Source organism: Comamonas halotolerans (genome assembly GCF_030162935.1).
GTDB lineage: Bacteria > Pseudomonadota > Gammaproteobacteria > Burkholderiales > Burkholderiaceae_C > Comamonas > Comamonas halotolerans.
Window position 1 is genome coordinate 58,855 of record NZ_JASAUZ010000004.1, and the last position, 19,531, is coordinate 78,385.

A 19,531-nucleotide genomic window follows, 5' to 3' on the forward strand; every position below is an offset into this window, starting at 1 on the left:
TCCCTGCAGCGCGAAAGGCTACATTGGGAGAATGGATGAGTAATGAAGGGTTTAGAGGTGGAGCGAGTTACGAATCAGACCGACAGCCAAGCCTTCAATCGCAAAGTTTTCTTCTTCTCCAACTTTGATGATTGGATAGTCAGGGTTTTCTGGCAGTAACTCAATGCCGTTGGGAGACTTGCGCAAGCGCTTGACGGTGACTTCATCGCCCAGACGTGCAACGACGATCTGGCCATTGCGAGCTTCACGTGTGGCTTGCACGGCAAGCAAATCACCGTCCAGGATGCCGGCATCGCGCATCGACATGCCGCGCACACGCAGCAAGTAGTCAGGCTTGGTGGCAAACATGCTACTTTCCACGGCAAAGCTTTGATCGATATGCTCTTGCGCCAAAATGGGCGAGCCAGCGGCCACACGACCTACCAAAGGTAGCAAAAGTGGTTGCATGGCTGTAATGGGCAGGTCAAAGTGTGTTCCACGTGCCGCGTTGATGTGGCGCACGGTATCGCTGATGAGGCGGATGCCACGCGAAGTTCCGCTGACCAGCTCCAGCACGCCTTTGCGTGCCAGCGCTTTCAGGTGCTCCTCCGCAGCGTTGGCGGATTTAAAACCAAGGGTGCGTGCAATTTCTGCACGTGTTGGCGGCGCGCCTGTACGTGAGATAGCCTCTTGAATGAGGTCCAGAATTTGCTGCTGTCTGGGGGTGAGGGGGGTGTGCTCCATGCCTGTCCTTGCTAGGAATTACTGTTTGTTTATCCAGTACCTGTATTTTTAACCAGTTTGATGAGGGCTGCAAGTGTCTGATGCAAGAAAAATTGTGATCCTGGGGACGGGAGGGACTATTGCTGGTCAAGGAAGTGCGGATGGCGGCAGTGTTGGTTACAAGGCAGGGCAAATCTCTGTTGCTCAGTTGCTACAGCCCGTGGTGCGAGAAAGCATGCAAGGCCGTTTCGCTTTCGAGGTGGAGCAAGTTGCCCAGCTCGACAGCAAAGATATGGATATTGCAACCTGGCAGGTCTTGGCCAAAGCAAGCTCGAGGTGGCTAGCACAGACCGATGTGGCAGGGATTGTGATTACCCATGGCACTGATACCTTGGAAGAGACTGCTTGGTTTTTGCAATGCGTGTTGCAGCCTGAAAAGCCTGTGGTGATGACATGCGCCATGCGGCCAGCTACTGCGTTATCCGCAGATGGGCCAGCCAATTTGCGCGATGCAGTGATCTGTGCTGCGCAAGCGGCTGCAGGGGTTTGGATCGCAGCGGCAGGGGAGGTGCACAGTGCGCAATGGTTGCGCAAGGTGCACCCATACCGTGTGAATGCATTCTCTTCAGCGGCTCACGGGCCTGTTGGCTGGGTGGAAGAGGGGCATGTGCGTTGGCTGCCTGGCTTGGAGGCGCAGCGAGCAGCTCCGCTGGATAAAGGAGTATGGGCAAGAGATGCTGCTCAGTGGCCCTGGGTAGAAATTGTCACCAGCACCGCGGCTGCAAGGCCAGCCCAGGTGGATGCGCTGGTCACAGCAGGCGTTCAGGGGTTGGTGGTTGCGTGCACTGGTAATGGATCTGTCCATCAAGCCTTGATGGACGCATTACACCGAGCCATGATGCAAGGAGTTCAGGTGTGGCGGACCACACGCTGTGAGCAAGGGCAAATTGTGCTGGGAGACGGAGAAGAGGACTCCTGCGTATCTTCACTGAGTGCGGTGAAGGCACGCATTAGTCTGATGCTGAAGCTATTGCATGAACAGTCGCTCAATTGAAATATCTGTTCAAGAAATGAAAAAAGCTGCCTGAGTGGGGCAGCTTTTTTGATGGTGCGAAATGCAGTACTTATGCGCTCAGAGCTTGGAACGCGCGTGCAGTGATTTCTTCCACAGTGCCCATGCCGCTGATGGCGCGGTACTGGGGAGCCTTGGCGGGATCTTGCTTGGCCCAGGCTTGGTAGTAGTCCACCAGAGGGCGCGTTTGGTTGCTGTACACGTCCAAGCGCTTCTTGACGGTTTCTTCTTGATCGTCAGCGCGCTGAACCAAGTCTTCGCCTGTGACATCGTCTTTGCCTTCCACCTTGGGTGGGTTGAACTTGACGTGGTATGTACGGCCCGAAGCGGGGTGCGAGCGGCGGCCACTCATGCGCTCAATGATCGCGTCAAATGGCACATCAATTTCCAGTACATAGTCCAGATCGACGCCAGCAGCCTTCATTGCATCCGCTTGGGGAATGGTGCGGGGAAAACCGTCAAACAAGAAGCCATTGGCGCAATCGGCCTGGGCGATGCGTTCTTTGACCAGGTTGATGATCAGGTCATCGCTGACCAGTTGACCAGCTTCCATCACGGCCTTAGCTTCTAGGCCCAGGGGAGTGCCAGCCTTCACGGCAGCGCGCAGCATATCGCCTGTGGAAATTTGTGGAATGCCGAACTTCTGGCAGATGAAAGTGGCTTGTGTGCCTTTGCCGGCGCCTGGAGCGCCCAACAAAATCAGTTTCATGGAGATCCTCGAGATGTAGAAATTCTTGGCGGAGCGGGGCTATCTTTGTACGAAGAACAGCAGGCGGCAACCGCTCGTTATCCATGAAAGGATAGCATGCACGCCCTTGTTTTTGACTTACAAATCAAACAGAACTGGGATAGAGCGTATTTTTTTCTATGCGCGACAACTTGCTTGACAGGCATGTCCCGGAGTGCTTGCCACTTATGCATAAATCATAGGTTCACAATACAAATCTTGCATGTCTCGTAGAAGACTTGTTGAGCAGAAACTCAAGAAATGAGCAGCTAACGCAAGCACCAATTTAGTAATTGCTGCGCAAAAACGATGCACAGCAAAAGCATTTATGCGTTAACTGCTTTCATTTCCTCTCAATTTTCAGAAATTTCTGAAATCCTGTCGGCTCATTGCTGAGCTAGCAGCAGGCGCACGCGTTCCAGATCTTCGGGCGTGTCTACGCCAGCGCCAGGTGCTTGGTGTGTGATGTGGACTGCAATCTGGTGTCCGTGCCAAAGTGCTCGCAACTGTTCCAATGATTCAACCTGCTCGGTCGGCGCTGGTGAGAGCTGCGGAAAACTGCGTAAAAACCCCGCTTTGTACGCGTATATGCCCACGTGTCGCAAGGGCGTGAAAGCACTGTTTTCGTTCCACCACTGTGTGCTTGCACTGTCACGATGGAAAGGAATGGGGGCTCGGCTGAAATAGTGCGCTAGCCCCTGGGAATTGCACACCACTTTCACCACATTGGGGTTCAGATATTCTTCATGGGAGGCAATAGGATGGGCGGCAGTACCCATGCTGGCCTCTTGTGCGTTGGCCAGGACTTGGGCCACGGCATTGATCAAGGCTGGGTCAATGAGTGGTTCATCTCCCTGCACGTTAACCACCATCTCATCGCCATCCAAGCCCAACTCTGTGCAGGCTTCAGCCAGGCGATCACTACCACTGGGATGTTCGGGCTTGGTGAGCACGGCCTCAATGCCATGGTGTTCGCAAGCTTGCGCAATAGCGGCACTGTCTGCAGCTACCACCACACGTGTGGCAGCACTTTTTTGCGCTTGCATGGCTACGCGTACCACCATGGGCAGGCCAGCAATATCTGCCAATGGTTTGTTGGGCAGGCGGCTTGAAGCCAGACGCGCAGGTATTAAGACGGTAAAGCCCACGGTGCCTCAGCCTTCCAGTTCACTGTCTTCAAGGGGACGTGCTTCGTTTTCCAGCAAGATGGGCATGCCATCGCGCACAGGATAGGCCAAGCGGGCACTTTGCGAGATCAGTTCCTGGCGCTCTTTGTTGAAACGCAAAGGGCCTTTGGTGACGGGGCAAACCAAGAGTTCAAGCAGTTTGGGATCCATGGCAATCTACCGGTGGTGTTCTTAATGAGTGAATGATAGGCACAGCTGTGTGTCCAGGAGATCAAAATATTCTGGGTCTATTTGCAATTGCAAGGGTACAGCGAGCGCCTGGGGCATACGCTGCCACAGTTTGGCAGCATCTTTTTCAGTGCAAATCACTTGCAGATGCTGATTGTGTGGTGGTTGCCAGTTTTCAAAATTGTAGTGATCCGGCAAGGCTTCCGAGCTGGTCAAGTCCAGAGATTGTGCACGCAACATGGCAAAAAAATCTTCTGGTCGGGCAATGGCTGCAAGTGCATGCAGTTGTACTTCGTGCAAGGAAGACAAGGGAACGCGTTCGCCGTTGCTGCGTAATGCGTAGGAGGCAAGCTCACGCTGAAGTCTAAAACTCGGTGTACTGCTTGGTGTGCCTTTGGGCGGTGAAGACGCTGAATAAAGTATGGCGCTGGCTTGCCGCGGCCAGGGTTCGCGCAAAGGCCCTGCGGGCAGCAGCCAGCCATTGCCGATACCTTCGTCATTGAATACGCAGATTTCCAGGTCTCGGGCCAATGCCAGGTGTTGCAGTCCGTCATCACAGACCAGAATGTTGGTATCAGGGTAAGCAGCAAGCAATGCCCGTGCTGCATCAATGCGTTGACGTGCCACAAAAACGGGAACGCCACTGGAACGTGCCATCAGCAATGGCTCATCACCCACATCCAGTGGTAAGGATTCAGGTCTGGCTTCACGGCAATCGTTCAAGTTGCGGCCGTAGCCTCGAGAGATGATTCCTGGGCGCAGTCCCCGTGCTTTCAGATGTTCTACTGTGGCAAGTGTTACAGGGGTCTTGCCCGCACCTCCTGCAATCACATTGCCAATCACGATGACGGGCACACCAGGGTGCTGCCCCTTTTTTATTCCAAGGTGGTAGAGCTTGCGCTGCAGTCCTGAGAGAGCGCCGTACAAGCCAGCTACAGGCAACAAGGCGCATGCGGCAAGGCAGCGGTTGCGCCAGATGCTTCGAAGTAGCTCAGAACTTGTACCTTGGTGTGAGGGGGTGCGCATCAGAGGGCTTATTGCTTGCCTGCGCTGGTTGCTGACTGCGTGGCAAAGGTGATTTGCGACAAGCCGGCGCGGCGCGCAGCTTCCATGGCGGATACGACAGCCTGATGGGGAGCTGCTGCATCGGCGCTGATGATCACAATGCTGTCGGCACCCGCAGGCGCGGCACCGGACAAGGCGCTGGCAATAGCGTCAACTGAACGATCTTCCAAGGTGTTCTGGTCAATTGCATAGCGGCCATCAGCGGCAATTGAGACGATAACTTCCTTGGGGCGATTTCTCATTTGCTCAGCATCTGCCGTGGGCAGCGTCAGCTGCAGCTCTGTGAACTTGCTGTAGGTGGTGGTCAGCATCAGAAAGATGAGGATTACCAACAGCACGTCGATGAACGGGATCAGATTGATCTCAGGTTCCTCTGCGCGCCGGGTTCTGAAATTCATGGCCATGGTGCAGTGAGCCTTTGCTATTTGGCGCGCAGGCAATTGAGGTGACGCACAAACTGCTCGCTGGCAAGCTCCAATTGCAGCAGGTACGCATCAACACGGGCGCGAAAGTATTTCCAAAAGATCAAGGCTGGTATGGCCACAATCAAACCAAAAGCAGTGTTGTACAACGCAATGGATATGCCATGTGCCAATTGTCCGGGGTTGCCTGTGCCCATGGCACCAGCACCTGCCTGTGAGCCAAAAATCTCAATCATGCCAATCACCGTGCCTAGTAAACCCAGCAAAGGCGCGGCTGACGCAATCGTGGCTAATGCTCCCAGATATTTTTCCAACCGGTGGGCCACTTCGCGGCCGCTGGCTTCCATGCGCGCACGCAGGTCTGCTTCAGTACTTTTTGGGGAGGAGTGCAACTGCTGCAGGCCACTGGCCAGAACTTCGCCCAGAGCGCTGTTTTGTGATAACTGCTGGATCACATCGTTGGAGGGCAGGCGATCTTTGGAGACGGCCATAGCCTCATCCAGTAGCTTGGCGGGTGCTATGCGTGCGGTTTTGAGAGAAATGAAACGCTCGATAATCAGCGCTAGAGCGATGATGGAACATGCAATAAGGGGCCAGATAGGCCAGCCAGCGGCCTGTATGATCGACAGCAACTTCGTTTCTCCCGTGCTAGTTGTGAGTCTGCAGCCGCACATTATCGCGCAGCACTGAGGCTGCGCCTGGCTGGCACGGTTTGATTGGCGCGCAATTGGCAAGTATCAAAGCTTGTATTCGTGTGCAGTGCGTGTGCTGTTGTTTTCTGCGCATTTTGCGCTTATCTGCTCGTCTATCCTCATGTCTATTTTTGATCGTGCATCGCCTGTTGCTCAACCTCGTGTCTGGGATGTGGGGGCTTTGTGCCGGGCCATCGCAGACAGCTTGGAAGCGCGCTTCAACCCGGTGACGGTTCGTGGTGAGATCTCGGGTTTTTCACGTGCAGGAAGCGGTCATTGCTACTTCTCTATCAAGGATGCAGCAGGGCAATTGCGATGTGCCATGTTTCGCCGGGCAGCCATGTCCATGGATTTCTTGCCTCGCGACGGTGAGCTGGTGGAAGTGCGCGGCAAGCTTGGAGTCTATGAGCAGCGCGGGGATCTCCAGCTGATCGTTGAAAGCATGCAGCGTGCTGGACAAGGTGCATGGTTCGAACAATTTTTGAAGTTGAAGGCACAGCTCGAATCGGAAGGCCTGTTTGATGCTGCTCGCAAACGTCCACTGCCAGCTATGCCGCGTGGAATTGGCGTGGTGACTTCACTGGGAGCGGCGGCATTGCATGATGTGGTTACTGCCTTGCAGCGCCGTGTGCCACATATTCCTGTGTGCATTGCCCCTTCTTTGGTGCAGGGTGCTCAAGCCCCTGCTTCCATCGTCCACGCCTTGCTGCAGCTGTACCAATGGGCTGAGTGCAAAGGCGCTCCAGGTGTGCCCGTGATTGATGTGATTTTGCTGGTGCGCGGTGGTGGCTCCATGGAGGATCTGTGGGCCTTCAATGATGAGCAAGTGGCTCGCACCATTGTGCAAAGCCCGGTGCCGTTGATCAGTGGTGTTGGTCATGAGACGGATTTCACCATCGCAGATTTTTGTGCCGACTTGCGTGCACCAACACCTACGGCCGCTGCAGAACTTGTGGCCCAGCCACGCCAAGCTTGGCTGGACGGTCTGGACATGGTGCAAGAGAGAGTACTGTCAGCGCTGCTGCGCCACGTGGATCGGCAAGGGCAGCGCCTGGATGCGGCTGCGATGCGCTTGGGGCGCCCCAGCCAACAATTGAGCGCACAACGTCTGCAATTGTCACGGTTGGGGCAGCAGATCCAGCATGGATTGCGCATGAAAATGCAGCAGCATGCACAGGTGTTCCAAACGCTGGAGCGCAATGTTCTGAGTAACACACGACGACATTTGGAGCAGCAGCGCCAATCCGTTGAGCAGCTGACCATGCGTGTGGAGTTGTTGAACCCGCAACGCGTGCTCGAGCGGGGTTACAGTGTGTTGACCACGCAAGGTGGCGAAGTACTTACCAGTGTGCAGCAGGCCCCTGTTGGCGCTGCATTGAAAGCGGTGTTGGCTGACGGTCATCTTGATGTGACGGTGACGCACCCCAAACTACTGTGAACACAGGTCTTGCCAAGGCGATGAGACATTTTCTGAAGAACGCATGAATATTTGGCTGCAATTGCTCTTGCTTCTTCCTACAATGGATGACAAGGTGTGTAGTTTGCGTTACGTCAAAATACACGCTCAGACTTCGCAGTGCGCAACGTCATTGACTTGCGCAAGTCTTCTAACTATTTAAACCACGATGAGGATTCAAAATGGAACATACCTTGCCCCAGTTGCCTTACGCGATTGACGCCCTGGAACCCCATTACAGCAAAGAAACTTTCGAATACCACCACGGTAAGCACCACAACACCTATGTGGTGAACCTGAACAACCTGATCAAGGGCACTGAGTTCGAAAACCTGTCGCTGGAAGAAATCGTCAAGAAGGCCAGCGGCGGTATTTACAACAATGCAGCTCAGCATTGGAACCACAGCTTTTTCTGGAAGTGCATGACTCCTAACGGTGGTGCAGCGCCTACCGGCAAGCTGGCTGATGCCATCAACGCCAAGTTCGGCAGCTTCGAGAAGTTCAAGGAAGAGTTCGCCAAGTCTGCTGCAGGCAACTTCGGCTCGGGCTGGACATGGCTGGTCAAGAATGCCGACGGCTCTGTCGAGATTGTGAACACTGGCGCTGCTGGGAACCCTCTGGTGGATGGGAAGACTCCTCTGATCACCGTCGACGTGTGGGAACACGCTTACTACATCGACTATCGCAATGCACGTCCCAAGTTCCTGGAAGTTTTCCTGAACAATCTGTCGAACTGGAAGTTCGCAGAAGAAAACTACGCTGCTTAAGACGTTGTCTCGCGCATAGCAGCCATCGCATAACGTGACGATGGTCAAGCCCGCTGGTGAAAGCCCGCGGGCTTTTCTTTTGCTGTGCTGTTAGATTGTCACAAGCAAGCATTAAAAATGGCTTGCGTCAACCAAGTCTTATAGAAGAGTTTTTGAGCAACTCTTGTAGAAGACTTGATAAAAAGTGTCGTTCAACGGTTAGAATTTTGCATAGTGGGAGTCTGCTTCACGTATGCGAAATTTCTGGCGGTTGCTCTATGCACGACAGAAGCCATGCATAACAGCAGGCAACCCGGTCGGGAGCAGGCTACTGAAGTGCCTATCCTCATCCCAGCAATCCATCGAGCCAAAAGCAAGAGATGACAACTCAGCAATCCACCATCATCTACACCCTGACGGATGAAGCTCCCCGTCTGGCGACCAGCGCTTTCCTGCCTGTGGTACAAGCTTTCGCTTCCACCGCTGGCGTGAATGTCGAGACCAGCGACATTTCAGTGGCAGCCCGTATCCTGGGGGAGTTCAGCGATCTGTTGCCAGAAGCGCAGCGCGTGCCCAATACGCTGGCCGAACTGGGCAAGCTGACATTGACCCCTGAAGCCAACATCATCAAGCTGCCCAATATTTCTGCATCCGTTGCGCAGTTGATGGCCGCCATCAAGGAGCTGCAAGGCAAAGGCTATGCGCTGCCAGACTATCCCGAGAACCCCACCACTGACGAAGAGAAAGCCATCAAGGCGCGCTATTCCAAGTGCCTGGGCTCGGCAGTGAACCCTGTGCTGCGTGAAGGCAACTCTGACCGTCGCGCACCAGCTGCGGTGAAGAACTACGCCAAGAAGAATCCTCACTCCATGGGTGAATGGAAGCAATGGTCGCAGACCCACGTTTCGCACATGCATGAAGGCGACTTCTATCACGGTGAAAAGTCCATGACGCTGGACAAGGCACGTGATGTGAAGATGGTGCTTGAGACAGCTTCCGGCAAGACCATCGTTCTGAAAGAAAAGGTTGCGCTCAAGGACGGCGAGATCATCGACTCCATGTTCATGAGCAAGAAGTCGTTGTGCGACTTTTATGAAAAACAGCTTGATGACTGCAAGGAAGCAGGCATCTTGTTCTCGCTGCACGTCAAGGCCACCATGATGAAGGTTTCGCACCCCATCGTGTTCGGTCACTGCGTAAAGATCTACTACAAGGAAGCCTTCGAGAAGCACGGCAAGCTGTTTGACGAGCTGGGCGTGAACGTCAACAACGGCATGGCCACGCTCTACGAAAAGATCGAGACCCTGCCTGCTTCCAAGCGCGAAGAAATCATTCGTGACCTGCATGCTTGCCAAGAGCATCGTCCTGCGCTGGCCATGGTGGATTCCGCCAAGGGCATTACCAACTTCCACTCGCCCAACGATGTGATCGTGGATGCCTCCATGCCTGCAATGATTCGCCAGGGCGGCAAGATGTGGGGGGCCGACGGCAAGCCTTACGACTGCAAGGCCGTGATGCCCGAGTCGACCTTTGCCCGCATCTATCAGGAGATGATCAACTTCTGCAAGTGGCACGGCAATTTCGACCCCAAGACAATGGGCACCGTGCCTAACGTGGGCTTGATGGCGCAAAAGGCTGAAGAGTACGGTTCGCACGACAAGACGTTCGAAATCTCTGAAGCTGGTGTTGCCAATATTGTGGATATCGCCACCGGTGAAGTGCTGCTGACACAGAATGTGGAAGAGGGTGACATCTGGCGCATGTGCCAGGTCAAGGATGCAGCGATTCGTGACTGGGTGAAGCTGGCTGTCACCCGCGCACGCAATTCCGGCATGCCCGCTATCTTCTGGCTGGATGCTTACCGTCCGCACGAAGCCGAGCTGATCAAGAAGGTCAACAAGTACCTGAAGGATCACGACACGACGGGTCTGGATATTCAGATCATGAGTCAGGTTCGCGCCATGCGTTACACCCTGGAGCGCGTGGCTCGTGGTCTGGACACCATTTCGGTAACCGGCAATATTCTGCGCGACTATCTGACCGACCTGTTCCCCATCATGGAGCTGGGTACATCGGCCAAGATGCTGTCCATCGTGCCTTTGATGGCTGGCGGCGGTATGTACGAAACCGGCGCGGGTGGCTCTGCGCCCAAGCACGTGCAGCAGCTGGTGGAAGAAAACTTCCTGCGTTGGGACTCGTTGGGTGAATTCCTGGCGCTGGCTGTTTCGCTGGAAGACATGGGTATCAAGAACGGCAACGCGCAAGCCAAATTGCTGGCCAAGACTCTGGATCAGGCGACTGGCAAGCTGCTGGACGAGAACAAGTCCCCTTCGCGCAAGGTAGGTCAGATTGACAATCGTGGCTCGCAGTTCTATCTGTCTCTGTTCTGGGCTCAGGCCTTGGCAGAGCAGACAGAAGATGCGGCACTGGCTGCCAAGTTCGCGCCTTTGGCCAAGACGTTGGCTGAGAACGAAGCCAAGATCGTGGCTGAGCTGGGTGCTGTGCAAGGCAAGGCTGCCGATATTGGCGGCTACTACCAGCCTGATCTGGCCAAGCTGGACGCCGTGATGCGCCCCAGCGCAACTTTCAACGCAGCGATTGCATCGCTGGCATGAAGCTGAGCTATTAGCTGAAGCATTGCGCAGTTGATTGAAACTGCGCACAACACAAAGAGCTGCAGGCAATTGCCTGCGGCTCTTTTTTAATGTGCAGATGCTGTGAATGCGCTGAAAATTACGGCGCTGGACTTTGGAAGGTAAGGACCACGGCGGTCAGGGCCTGGATTGAAAAGGTGCGCCGCTGAGTTTGCTGCCGGCATGAATGTTTTTGCTCTTGAACCAGCCCTGGTTCATTTCAAGCACGTAGCGCACCGGTTTCTGGGAGCAGTGTGAGGCTTCATCCAGTGGTTGCATGTCTGCCAAATTCACAATCGTGCCGTCGTCATCGACGAATGCCGCAGTCAGTGGGATGAGGGTGTTCTTCATCCAGAAGCACTGCACTCCAGGTTGCTCAAAGATGAACAACATGCCTTCATGCGGGGGCATGGATTGACGGTGCATCAATCCAGTCTGGCGTTGTTGAAAGCGTGCTGCCACCTGTGCATCAATGCGATACATGCCTGCGCGCAGCTCCACACGGGGCAGATTCAGTTGGGGCGAGCCGCTGTGTTGGGCATGGGCTGCAAAACCAGTGACAAGAATCGCAGACAGGGTCAAAGAAGCAGTAAGTCGAAATGGCAGCAAGTTCATGGAGCTATTGTGCAATGTCATGCGAGTGCTTGCCTATGGGTGGAATGCCAGGCAAGCTCACCTAAAATGGTTGTGAAACACCGTTATCCATTCAAACGGCATAGGCTTTGGAGTCAGGAGACCGCGTACCCATGAGCAAAAGCACCCACATTCAAATCCCCGCACAAGGCAAGAAGATAACCGTTAATGCGGACATGTCCTTGAACGTGCCCGCGCAGCCCATTATTCCTTTCATTGAAGGAGATGGGGTTGGTGTGGATGTCACACCAGTGATGCGCAAGGTGGTGGATGCAGCAGTGGCCAAAGCGTACGGTGATGCGCGCCAGATCCAATGGATGGAGGTCTATGCGGGCCAGAAATCCACTCAGGTCTATGGGCCGGACATGTGGTTGCCTGCAGAGACGTTGCAGGCAGTGCGGGACTATGCAGTGTCCATCAAGGGGCCGTTGAATACACCTGTAGGCGGTGGTATTCGCTCGCTCAATGTAGCGTTGAGGCAGGAGCTGGATTTGTATGTCTGCCTTCGACCTGTACGCTATTTCCAAGGTGTTCCTTCTCCGGTGCGCGAGCCTGAGAAAACCAATATGGTCATCTTCCGTGAAAACTCGGAAGACATTTATGCTGGGATCGAGTTCGAGGCAGGCTCGGAAAAAGCCCAAAAGCTGATTGCATTTCTGCGTGACGAACTCGGCACGGACAAGATTCGCTTTCCCGAAACTTCGGGTCTGGGCATCAAGCCGGTGTCCAAGGAGGGGTCAGAGCGTCTGGTTCGCAAGGCTATCCAGTATGCAATCGATCACGACAAGCCTTCGGTGACCCTGGTGCACAAGGGCAACATCATGAAGTACACGGAAGGTAGCTTCCGTGACTGGGGTTATGACCTGGCGATTTCCGAGTTTGGCGGCGAGTTGGTCGATGGCGGACCCTGGGTGGAGCTGAAGAATCCCAAGACGGGTAAACGCATCACCATCAAGGACAGCATCACCGATGCTTTCTTTCAGCAGGTACTGTTGCGTCCTGCCGAGTACAGCGTGATTGCCACCATGAACCTCAACGGCGACTACATCTCGGATGCTGTTGCCGCCCAGGTTGGGGGGATTGGTATTGCACCCGGAGCCAATATGTCGGGTTCTGTGGCGGTGTTTGAGGCCACGCATGGCACGGCACCTAAATATGCTGGCAAGGACTACGTCAACCCCGGCTCTATGATTTTGTGTGGAGAGATGATGTTGAGGCACATGGGGTGGGTTGAAGCCGCAGATCTCATCATCGCCGCGATGGAAAAAGCCATCCAGAGTAAAAAAGTCACCTATGACTTCGCACGCCTGATGGAAGGTGCCACGCAGGTTTCGTGCTCAGGGTTTGGTCAAGTGGTGATTCAGCATCTTTGATGTAGACAATAGCTACGATCACCCCGCGCATGCTGCGGGGTTTTTTTATTTGTCTTGGGGATGAGCGCTGTGATTTTTGGCGCAGATTGTTTTTGAATATGAGTGTTTCAGAGAGTGCTTCTCCGTCCCAGACAGCCTTGCCTGATGGCATGAAGGGCCGACAGCGTAAGCTGGCCATGGCGGTCATTTTGTGCGGCATCATGATTTGTGTGCTGGATGGCACCATGCTGAATCTGGCGCTTCCACAAATGGCCAGACAGTGGCAGATTGACCCGGCTTATACCTTGTGGGTGGTCAATGCCAACCAGATTGCTTCTCTGGTGCTGCTACTGCCCATGGCTGCGCTGGGTGATCGCCTGGGTTACAAGCGCGTCTATCTGTGGGGCATGCTGGTATTTGGCGTGGCAAGTGTGATGGCTGCGCTGGCTCCGTCTTTGTCGTGGCTGATTGTGGCGCGTGCCTTGCAGGGCATGGGCATGGCGGGCGCACTCAGTGTGAATGCGGCATTGGTACGGTTGATATACCCGCGCAGCATGCTGGGCCAGGGGATGGCGTTGAACTCCATGATAGTGGCTTTGAGCACGGTGATGGGGCCGGTGGTGGCGGCGGCGGTGCTGTCCTGGGTGGGGTGGCGATGGCTGTTTTGCCTGCATTTGCCCGTGGCATTGTGGGTGTGCTGGCTGGGTATGAAGTCTTTGCCGCGTCCGCAATATGCCTTGGATGCGAAGGGGCTGTCGTGGGTGGATGTTTTGCTCAATATCACCATGTTCGCGGCGATTTTTCTGGCGCTTGATCGCGTTAGTCACTATCAACCCGGGCAGGGTTTGAGTTGGGCGCTGTTTTGGCTGCTCGTGGGGCTGCTTTCAGGCGTGATTTATGTCAAACGCCAAAAGCATGATGCACAGCCCATGCTGCCTTTGGATTTGCTGCGGATACCGGTATTTCGCTTGTCCATGGGAGCATCCATCAGTGCTTTCAGTGCGCAGACTATCGCTTTCCTCGCCATGCCTTTTTTGCTGATTGAAAGTCATGGCCTGAGCACCGGCCAGGCTGGATTGCTGATCAGCGCATGGCCTTTGGCTTTGGCTGTGGTGGCGCCGATTGTCGGACGTCTGATTGGTCGCGTCCCGGCGGGGCGTCTGGGAGCGATAGGTATGGGACTGTTTGCATGCGGGGTATGGGCTCTGGCTTGGCTGCCGCTCGATGCGGGGATGTGCAATATTGCATGGCGCATGGCCTTGTGTGGCGCGGGTTTTGCCATGTTCCAGTCGCCCAATAATCACACCATAGTCACATCCGCGCCTGTGCATCGTAGTGGTGCAGCCAGTGGTATGCTGGGTTCGGCACGCCATACGGGGCAGGGGCTGGGGGCTGTGTGTCTGGCTGGGGCGTTTGTGCTTTGGCCTGGAAGTGAAGGCATGGCAGAACAGCGCGCTTTGGTACTGGCAGGCAGTTTTGCCGTGCTGTCAGCCTGTTTCAGTGGACTGCGCCAAACACCGGTAAGGCGATTGACGCAAGCAGATTAAAGTACCGTAGCGCAATCCAGTGGCGGCGCAGTAGTTCTGGGTGCTGACGGGGTTTGCAGAATCTGAAGCAAAGACTGTGGATCAATGCATTGCAGCAGCAATGCGCCATGGTTTGCCTTGATCAGTGTTTGTATCAGCAATGGCTCGGTATCACGCAAGCTTGGCATTGGAATGATGGAGTCTTGTGCGAAAGCATGTACGCCATGCAAGTCGCACACCAGGACACCAAGCTTGCGAGTGCCCAGTCGCAGAACCAATACCTGACTTTGGGCTGTAATGTGACTGCGCTTACCAGTCAGCACCTCATGCAGATCAAACACCCATACATAGCTGGTCAGCAATCCTTGGGCATGCCGCGCGAGTGTGCCCAGGCAATAGGGCAAACGGTCTGCAGAGACTGGGCTGATGCTGGATGCGGGCAGTGCTTCCAAGACGGACTCGGCAGGCAGGGCAAACACCTGGGAACCTAAGTAGAAAGTTGCCACTTCCAAGTGGTTGGTAGAGGTGCTGCTGCTTATGATCTTGTGTTCTTCAGGATTCACGATCTCTATCTGAGAGTCAACAGTTCCAAAGTTTTCCACGGAAATTGCAAGTACTTCGTCGCGATAACCGTCGGTGGTTTTGAACTCCCGATATCCGCGGGTGACGCTGGCACCAAGGATGCAATACTGCTGCTGGTAACTGGTGATCACGGCCTCACTGCCGCCTGCCTGGACTTGCAGCAGTTGCGGACAGGGTAGCTCCAGCGTGCTTCCGCTTGGGATAGCCGGGTCGGTGCTGGCAAGCACCAGACCTTGCCGATTGACATACATTGAATGAGTTTTTGGTTTGCCATTCAGTGCGCCGGATAGCATGGCAAGCATCTCGGACTGCGCATTGAACACAATGGCAATACCGCCGATGGTGTGTGCAGCGTCACCTTCTTGGCGGATGGGCGCATGGTAGATATAGGTAGCCTGATCGGCTCCTGAGTGTGTGTGATTCCATGGGCTGACGTAGTAATCCTGACTGCTGCTCAACTGCATGACTGCTTGCAGTGTGGAGCTGTCAATATGCTGATCCAGCACGTTGCTGCCGTCGCGGAGCACGGGGTTTGTCGCGCATAGAATGCGCCCCTGCGCGTCATAGACCATCAGCCGTGTGTAAACGGTGTAGAGGCTGTTGATGTGTTCTAGCACTTGCGTAGCTTCCGCTTGCAAGGCAGCGGTAGACGTGCCTTGGGTATGTGCCTCGGTGAGCAGTTGACGCAGTACTGGGGACAATGCCCACCAGCGACAGTCATTGGCCCGCTCGTACAAGTTGCGATCCAGCAAATCCACCAGCAGCTGTGTGAGTGTTTGGCTGTCTTTCACGCTTGCGCTCAGTACGGTGTCAAACAGGCTTCGAATCGATTGCGCAAAGACTTCGTTGGTCCGGACGCCGGTCTCACCGATTTCCTCCAATACGGATTTGAGGCGGCTCGAGCTTCCACGCTGGCCTGCCGTCATGACCTGACCATTCCATACAACGCGGCGGATGGCTTGTGCAGCCTGAATGATGTTGCTCAGTGGAGGGCAAAAGCTTGGCGCGTGGTTGAGCAATCCCTGGGCCATTCGTGGCGTCAGCATGTTCGTGCAGTGCATTGTTTTGGTGCCAAAGGCCTGCTCGATGGGGATCATGACCTGGCATTGCCAGCCAGAGGGGCCTGCATAGCCTTGATAGGCAACTGCCTTGACGGTCTGCACCAAATATGTGCGACCCGAGTGATTGTGCATTGGTGCTGCACCATTTTGGTTGGTTGGCACCACCGAGCCAGTTGGCATCCAGTGTGCGTCGCTGCTGGCCAGAATGCGGTTGTCAGCATCCAGTAGCATGGCTACATAGCGGCCATGTGACACCGAACTACCGGAGAAGATCGTGCGCATCTCACTTTCAAAGTCGAATGACAGGCAGAGCACGCCGCAGACTTGGGCGGTTTCTGGGTGCAGCATGCGATGGGAGTAGATCAGCGCTTGTGCTTTCGCTGGCCTCAGTGGAGTGGCACGAAAAGTTTCGACAAACTTATTGCTTTGAAACGTATGCGCAAGCAGCGGATCCTGAACCTGCTGGACAGGGGAAGCGGTATCTATGTGAGTGATGACGGCACCTTGCGCATCAAGGAGCAGGATTTCATCGTACACACTGTATTTGCGCTGATATTCCTTCAGACGCTCCACAATACCTTCGCGATCACTCAGTCCAGCTGCATAGCGGCTCAATGTCTGGTCGGAGGCCAGAAAGCCCACGTCAGCTGTGCGCTCGTAGAGGTTGCGAACAACAATGTCCATGACATGGTGCGCGCATGTAGAGATTTCTGTCATCACTGCGGTGACAGCCTCCGCCACCATCGATTGCACCAGATCGTTTTCCAGCCGCCGGAAGCCTTCACGAGTGGCAGCCATCATGGGCAGCAAGCCATGGGCTTCCTCCGCGCAATTCATTTTTGCGGATGCTTCAATCAAACGCCACATGAGGCTAAGCTCATGCAAGGAGCGCTCACAGCGCCCTACATCCCGCATAAAGGGGATCAAAGTATCAACCTGGATGTCGTCGTGGTAAGCCATGTCTGTCCCTGCGTGACAGAGCGGCGAATGCACAAAGCAGGCACCGCTCTTGTAACTCATTGTTAGCAAGAGACAGGCCAGTCCTGCAGGAAAATTTATATCAAATCGATGTTGTGAACTTGTAGTGTGCCGCTTGCGCGATCTTCCAGATAACGCTGCAGCGTAAGGCTCACCGTTCGAAACGCAAGTTCATCCCAGGGAATGTCTTGCGCTTCGAACAAACGCGCCTCGATAGTCTCATGTCCTGGGTTGAGGACATCGCTGCGCAAGCGCGCGCAATAAAACAGATGTACCTGGCCTACGCGCGGGACACTGATGACTGAAAAGAGGCGACCCATCTCAATGTCTGCACCAGCTTCTTCGTCGGTTTCGCGGGCGGCTCCTTCAGACGTGGTCTCGTCCAGTTCCATGAAGCCTGCAGGCAATGTCCATTTGCCCCAGCGTGGCTCAATATTGCGTTTGCACAGCAAAATACGCCCATCGTCCATGACTGGAATGCAGCCCACCACATTCAGCGGGTTTTGGTAGTGCACAGTTGCGCAGGCAGGGCATACAGCGCGCATGCGGGTGTCCCCATCATCGGGAATGACATGGTTCACAGGGCTGCCGCACTGATTGCAAAACTTGATAGTTGCGCGAAAACTCATGGGTGAAGCGTAGCTTAAGCTGTGATTTCCACGCGCAGAGGGCTTAAACCGGTGATTCCACCTTCAAGCACATCACCAGTTTGTACGGCGCCCACACCTTCGGGAGTGCCGGTCATGATGAGATCACCTGCCTTCAATTCCCACGCTTGAGAGAGATGCTCGATTGTTTCAGCAATGTTCCAGATCAGCTGATCGACACTGCTTCGCTGGCGGTCTTCGCGGTTCACTTGAAGCCATATTTGTGCTTGTTCTATATTGCCAGCTTGCGCTACAGGAGTGATGGCGCCGATGGGGGCACTGTGCTCAAAAGCCTTGCCAATGCACCAGGGACGGCCCTGTTTCTTCATCTCGCCTTGCAGGTCTCGGCGCGTCATGTCCAGGCCGACAGCGTAACCCCAAATATGTTCCATCGCTTGTGCAGAAGCAATGTTCTTGCCGCCTTTGCCAATAGCCACCACCAGCTCAATTTCGTGGTGCAGATTGTGGGTCAAGCCGGGGTAGGGCATGCGCACCGTCTGGCCATCTTCTGCGGGCAAAATGGCATCGGCAGGTTTCATGAAAAAGAACGGGGCTTCACGGCCTGTAAACCCCATCTCCTTGGCATGTTCTGCGTAGTTGCGGCCGACACAATAGATGCGGTGCACGGGAAAACGCTGGGTATGGCCGACGACAGGGACGGAAGCTTGGACAGGAGGCGTGAACACAAATTGCATGGCAAACAGACAAAGCGGTTGGAATGCGCAAAGTGTGCCACGAGTCAGTTGTCATTTTTGCAGGTTATGCTGCGCATGTGACTGATACCAAGCTCCTCGCGCAGCAATGGCTGCAGCCCGCATGGCCCGCAATCGACGGCGTGCATGCCTTGTTTACCACGCGTGAAGGGGGGCGTAGCCAGCCTCCCTTCGATACGATGAATCTGGGTGATCATGTACATGACAATGCAGCGCATGTGGCTGCCAATAGGCAGACATTACGGGCGGTAATTGACCACCTCTCTGGCACAGCGGTGCACACGGTGTTTTTGCAGCAGGTCCATGGCTGCGATGTACAGGTGCTTGATCGCGAGGCTCTAGCGGGCCAGACTTTCGATGCCTGTGTTACCAGTGCGCCTGGGGTGGCTTGCACCATCATGGTGGCCGATTGTCTGCCAGTGTTTTTTGCACATCGGTCAGGGCATGCTGTGGCGGCAGCGCATGCCGGATGGAGAGGCTTGGCGGGGCTGAGCGGTTATGGCGTGCTTGAAGCGACATGGCAAGCCTATGTCAACACTTTGCCTGAAATGTTGCGCAGCGATGTGGCCGCGCAGACCCAGGTATGGCTGGGTCCATGCATTGGCCCGGATGCGTTTGAAGTAGGGCCCGACGTGAGAGAGGCCTTTGTCCGCGGTGGAGCTCAAATGGAAAGCTGTTTTGTCCCTTCGCCTCAGCATTCAGGCAAGTGGTTGGCCAATCTGCCAGCGCTGGCGCGTCGGCGTTTACAGGCAATGGGTATTTCACAAATCTATGGCAATGACGGCAGCCCGCCATGGTGCACAGTGCGAAATGCCTCACAGTTTTTCTCGCACCGGCGCGATGCCGCTGCTTTGGGAACTACCGGGCGGATGGCCGCCTGTATCTGGAAAGTTTGAGGCACAGGTCTGCGCCGCTTGTGCAGCGTCATAGGCACGCTGCTCAGCATCGCGACGAGCCTTGAGTCGTCGTTTCCGCTCAGGTGTTCCTAAGATATAGATCAGGATTCCCATAGGGAGTAGTCCATACAAGGAGAAAGTGATCAGGGCACCCAGAATGCTGCCTTGCGGGCTGCTTGCCTCTGCAACGGCCATCATTACGGTGACATAAAACCAAGCGATAACAATCAAATACATATTCGAAATGTGCCTCAATTGCTGATGAGCAACTAC

The 19,531-nt window shown here is 54.9% G+C and carries 19 protein-coding genes; 7 read left to right on the top strand and 12 right to left on the bottom strand.

Annotated features, from left to right (window positions below; genetic code table 11):
- Nucleotides 1-51: 51 nt before the first annotated feature.
- A complete protein-coding gene (gene lexA / locus QEP11_RS04885; RefSeq protein WP_284335515.1) occupies nt 52-723 on the bottom strand; it encodes a transcriptional repressor LexA in 672 nt (223 codons plus the stop codon).
- A 73-nt stretch (nt 724-796) separates the two neighbouring features.
- Here lexA and QEP11_RS04890 point away from each other — a divergent pair, with 73 nt between their 5' ends.
- Nucleotides 797-1,756, top strand: coding sequence for an asparaginase (locus QEP11_RS04890; protein ID WP_284335516.1), 960 nt, complete (start codon nt 797-799; stop codon nt 1,754-1,756).
- Nucleotides 1,757-1,826: 70 nt separating this feature from the next.
- On the opposite strand, the gene adk is transcribed toward QEP11_RS04890, so the two are convergent.
- From adk to QEP11_RS04920, 6 genes are all read right to left on the bottom strand, one after another.
- Nucleotides 1,827-2,483 carry an adenylate kinase gene (gene adk / locus QEP11_RS04895; protein WP_284335517.1) on the bottom strand — a complete coding sequence of 219 codons (657 nt, stop codon included), beginning with the start codon at nt 2,481-2,483 and terminating at the stop codon, nt 1,827-1,829.
- 404 nt (nt 2,484-2,887) lie between these two features.
- Complete coding sequence (gene kdsB / locus QEP11_RS04900; RefSeq protein ID WP_284335518.1) at nt 2,888-3,649, bottom strand: 3-deoxy-manno-octulosonate cytidylyltransferase; 762 nt, start codon at nt 3,647-3,649, stop codon at nt 2,888-2,890.
- A gap of 6 nt (nt 3,650-3,655) precedes the next feature.
- On the bottom strand, nt 3,656-3,838 hold the full coding sequence (locus QEP11_RS04905) for a Trm112 family protein (RefSeq protein WP_284335519.1): 183 nt from the start codon (nt 3,836-3,838) through the stop codon (nt 3,656-3,658).
- Between the two features lie 21 nt (nt 3,839-3,859).
- Entirely contained in the window at nt 3,860-4,882 is a 1,023-nt protein-coding gene (lpxK, locus tag QEP11_RS04910; protein WP_284335520.1) for a tetraacyldisaccharide 4'-kinase, read from the bottom strand.
- Between the two features lie 8 nt (nt 4,883-4,890).
- Entirely contained in the window at nt 4,891-5,319 is a 429-nt protein-coding gene (locus tag QEP11_RS04915; RefSeq protein WP_284335521.1) for an ExbD/TolR family protein, read from the bottom strand.
- Nucleotides 5,320-5,342: 23 nt separating this feature from the next.
- Nucleotides 5,343-5,975 carry a MotA/TolQ/ExbB proton channel family protein gene (locus QEP11_RS04920; RefSeq protein ID WP_284335522.1) on the bottom strand — a complete coding sequence of 211 codons (633 nt, stop codon included), beginning with the start codon at nt 5,973-5,975 and terminating at the stop codon, nt 5,343-5,345.
- A 181-nt stretch (nt 5,976-6,156) separates the two neighbouring features.
- Between QEP11_RS04920 and xseA the strand changes: the two genes are divergently transcribed.
- The 3 genes from xseA to QEP11_RS04935 all read left to right on the top strand — a co-directional run bounded on the left by xseA (nt 6,157) and on the right by QEP11_RS04935 (nt 10,852).
- On the top strand, nt 6,157-7,473 hold the full coding sequence (xseA, locus tag QEP11_RS04925) for an exodeoxyribonuclease VII large subunit (protein WP_284335523.1): 1,317 nt from the start codon (nt 6,157-6,159) through the stop codon (nt 7,471-7,473).
- 200 nt (nt 7,474-7,673) lie between these two features.
- Nucleotides 7,674-8,258: a superoxide dismutase gene (locus QEP11_RS04930; protein ID WP_284335524.1), complete on the top strand. Its 585-nt coding sequence runs from the start codon at nt 7,674-7,676 to the stop codon at nt 8,256-8,258.
- Between the two features lie 359 nt (nt 8,259-8,617).
- A complete protein-coding gene (locus QEP11_RS04935; protein WP_284335525.1) occupies nt 8,618-10,852 on the top strand; it encodes an NADP-dependent isocitrate dehydrogenase in 2,235 nt (744 codons plus the stop codon).
- A gap of 156 nt (nt 10,853-11,008) precedes the next feature.
- On the opposite strand, the gene QEP11_RS04940 is transcribed toward QEP11_RS04935, so the two are convergent.
- Nucleotides 11,009-11,506 (bottom strand): DUF192 domain-containing protein, encoded by a 498-nt coding sequence (locus QEP11_RS04940; protein WP_284335526.1) that lies wholly within the window; start codon nt 11,504-11,506, stop codon nt 11,009-11,011.
- Nucleotides 11,507-11,616: 110 nt separating this feature from the next.
- Here QEP11_RS04940 and icd point away from each other — a divergent pair, with 110 nt between their 5' ends.
- On the top strand, nt 11,617-12,876 hold the full coding sequence (icd, locus tag QEP11_RS04945) for an NADP-dependent isocitrate dehydrogenase (protein ID WP_284335527.1): 1,260 nt from the start codon (nt 11,617-11,619) through the stop codon (nt 12,874-12,876).
- 98 nt (nt 12,877-12,974) lie between these two features.
- A complete protein-coding gene (locus QEP11_RS04950; RefSeq protein ID WP_284335528.1) occupies nt 12,975-14,402 on the top strand; it encodes an MFS transporter in 1,428 nt (475 codons plus the stop codon).
- Here the strand turns inward: QEP11_RS04950 and QEP11_RS04955 are convergent.
- The 3 genes from QEP11_RS04955 to QEP11_RS04965 all read right to left on the bottom strand — a co-directional run bounded on the left by QEP11_RS04955 (nt 14,399) and on the right by QEP11_RS04965 (nt 18,344).
- Nucleotides 14,399-16,984 carry a chemotaxis protein CheW gene (locus QEP11_RS04955; protein WP_284335529.1) on the bottom strand — a complete coding sequence of 862 codons (2,586 nt, stop codon included), beginning with the start codon at nt 16,982-16,984 and terminating at the stop codon, nt 14,399-14,401. The two genes, QEP11_RS04950 and QEP11_RS04955, sit on opposite strands and share 4 nt — an antisense overlap.
- A gap of 95 nt (nt 16,985-17,079) precedes the next feature.
- Nucleotides 17,080-17,631 (bottom strand): NUDIX hydrolase, encoded by a 552-nt coding sequence (locus tag QEP11_RS04960; protein WP_284335530.1) that lies wholly within the window; start codon nt 17,629-17,631, stop codon nt 17,080-17,082.
- 14 nt (nt 17,632-17,645) lie between these two features.
- Nucleotides 17,646-18,344, bottom strand: a complete 699-nt coding sequence (locus QEP11_RS04965; protein WP_284335531.1) for a fumarylacetoacetate hydrolase family protein — start codon at nt 18,342-18,344, stop codon at nt 17,646-17,648.
- Between the two features lie 77 nt (nt 18,345-18,421).
- On the opposite strand from QEP11_RS04965, the gene pgeF reads away from it, so the two are divergent.
- Nucleotides 18,422-19,258, top strand: coding sequence for a peptidoglycan editing factor PgeF (gene pgeF / locus QEP11_RS04970; protein WP_284335532.1), 837 nt, complete (start codon nt 18,422-18,424; stop codon nt 19,256-19,258).
- Here pgeF and QEP11_RS04975 read toward each other — a convergent pair.
- The gene (locus QEP11_RS04975) at nt 19,178-19,495 is read right to left on the bottom strand and encodes a hypothetical protein (RefSeq protein WP_284335533.1); all 318 of its coding nucleotides are present in this window, start codon (nt 19,493-19,495) and stop codon (nt 19,178-19,180) included. The two genes, pgeF and QEP11_RS04975, sit on opposite strands and share 81 nt — an antisense overlap.
- Between the last annotated feature and the right edge of the window lie 36 nt (nt 19,496-19,531).

Coding starts and splice junctions, on each gene's coding strand:
- QEP11_RS04905 (WP_284335519.1), bottom strand. CDS start 3,838: ATGGATCCCAAACTGCTTGAACTCTTGGTTTGCCCCGTCACCAAAGGC.
- QEP11_RS04955 (WP_284335529.1), bottom strand. CDS start 16,984: ATGGCTTACCACGACGACATCCAGGTTGATACTTTGATCCCCTTTATG.
- QEP11_RS04930 (WP_284335524.1), top strand. CDS start 7,674: ATGGAACATACCTTGCCCCAGTTGCCTTACGCGATTGACGCCCTGGAA.
- QEP11_RS04935 (WP_284335525.1), top strand. CDS start 8,618: ATGACAACTCAGCAATCCACCATCATCTACACCCTGACGGATGAAGCT.
- QEP11_RS04975 (WP_284335533.1), bottom strand. CDS start 19,495: ATGTATTTGATTGTTATCGCTTGGTTTTATGTCACCGTAATGATGGCC.
- QEP11_RS04950 (WP_284335528.1), top strand. CDS start 12,975: ATGAGTGTTTCAGAGAGTGCTTCTCCGTCCCAGACAGCCTTGCCTGAT.
- lexA (WP_284335515.1), bottom strand. CDS start 723: ATGGAGCACACCCCCCTCACCCCCAGACAGCAGCAAATTCTGGACCTC.
- QEP11_RS04960 (WP_284335530.1), bottom strand. CDS start 17,631: ATGAGTTTTCGCGCAACTATCAAGTTTTGCAATCAGTGCGGCAGCCCT.
- QEP11_RS04940 (WP_284335526.1), bottom strand. CDS start 11,506: ATGACATTGCACAATAGCTCCATGAACTTGCTGCCATTTCGACTTACT.
- lpxK (WP_284335520.1), bottom strand. CDS start 4,882: ATGCGCACCCCCTCACACCAAGGTACAAGTTCTGAGCTACTTCGAAGC.
- icd (WP_284335527.1), top strand. CDS start 11,617: ATGAGCAAAAGCACCCACATTCAAATCCCCGCACAAGGCAAGAAGATA.
- QEP11_RS04965 (WP_284335531.1), bottom strand. CDS start 18,344: ATGCAATTTGTGTTCACGCCTCCTGTCCAAGCTTCCGTCCCTGTCGTC.
- QEP11_RS04915 (WP_284335521.1), bottom strand. CDS start 5,319: ATGAATTTCAGAACCCGGCGCGCAGAGGAACCTGAGATCAATCTGATC.
- adk (WP_284335517.1), bottom strand. CDS start 2,483: ATGAAACTGATTTTGTTGGGCGCTCCAGGCGCCGGCAAAGGCACACAA.
- xseA (WP_284335523.1), top strand. CDS start 6,157: ATGTCTATTTTTGATCGTGCATCGCCTGTTGCTCAACCTCGTGTCTGG.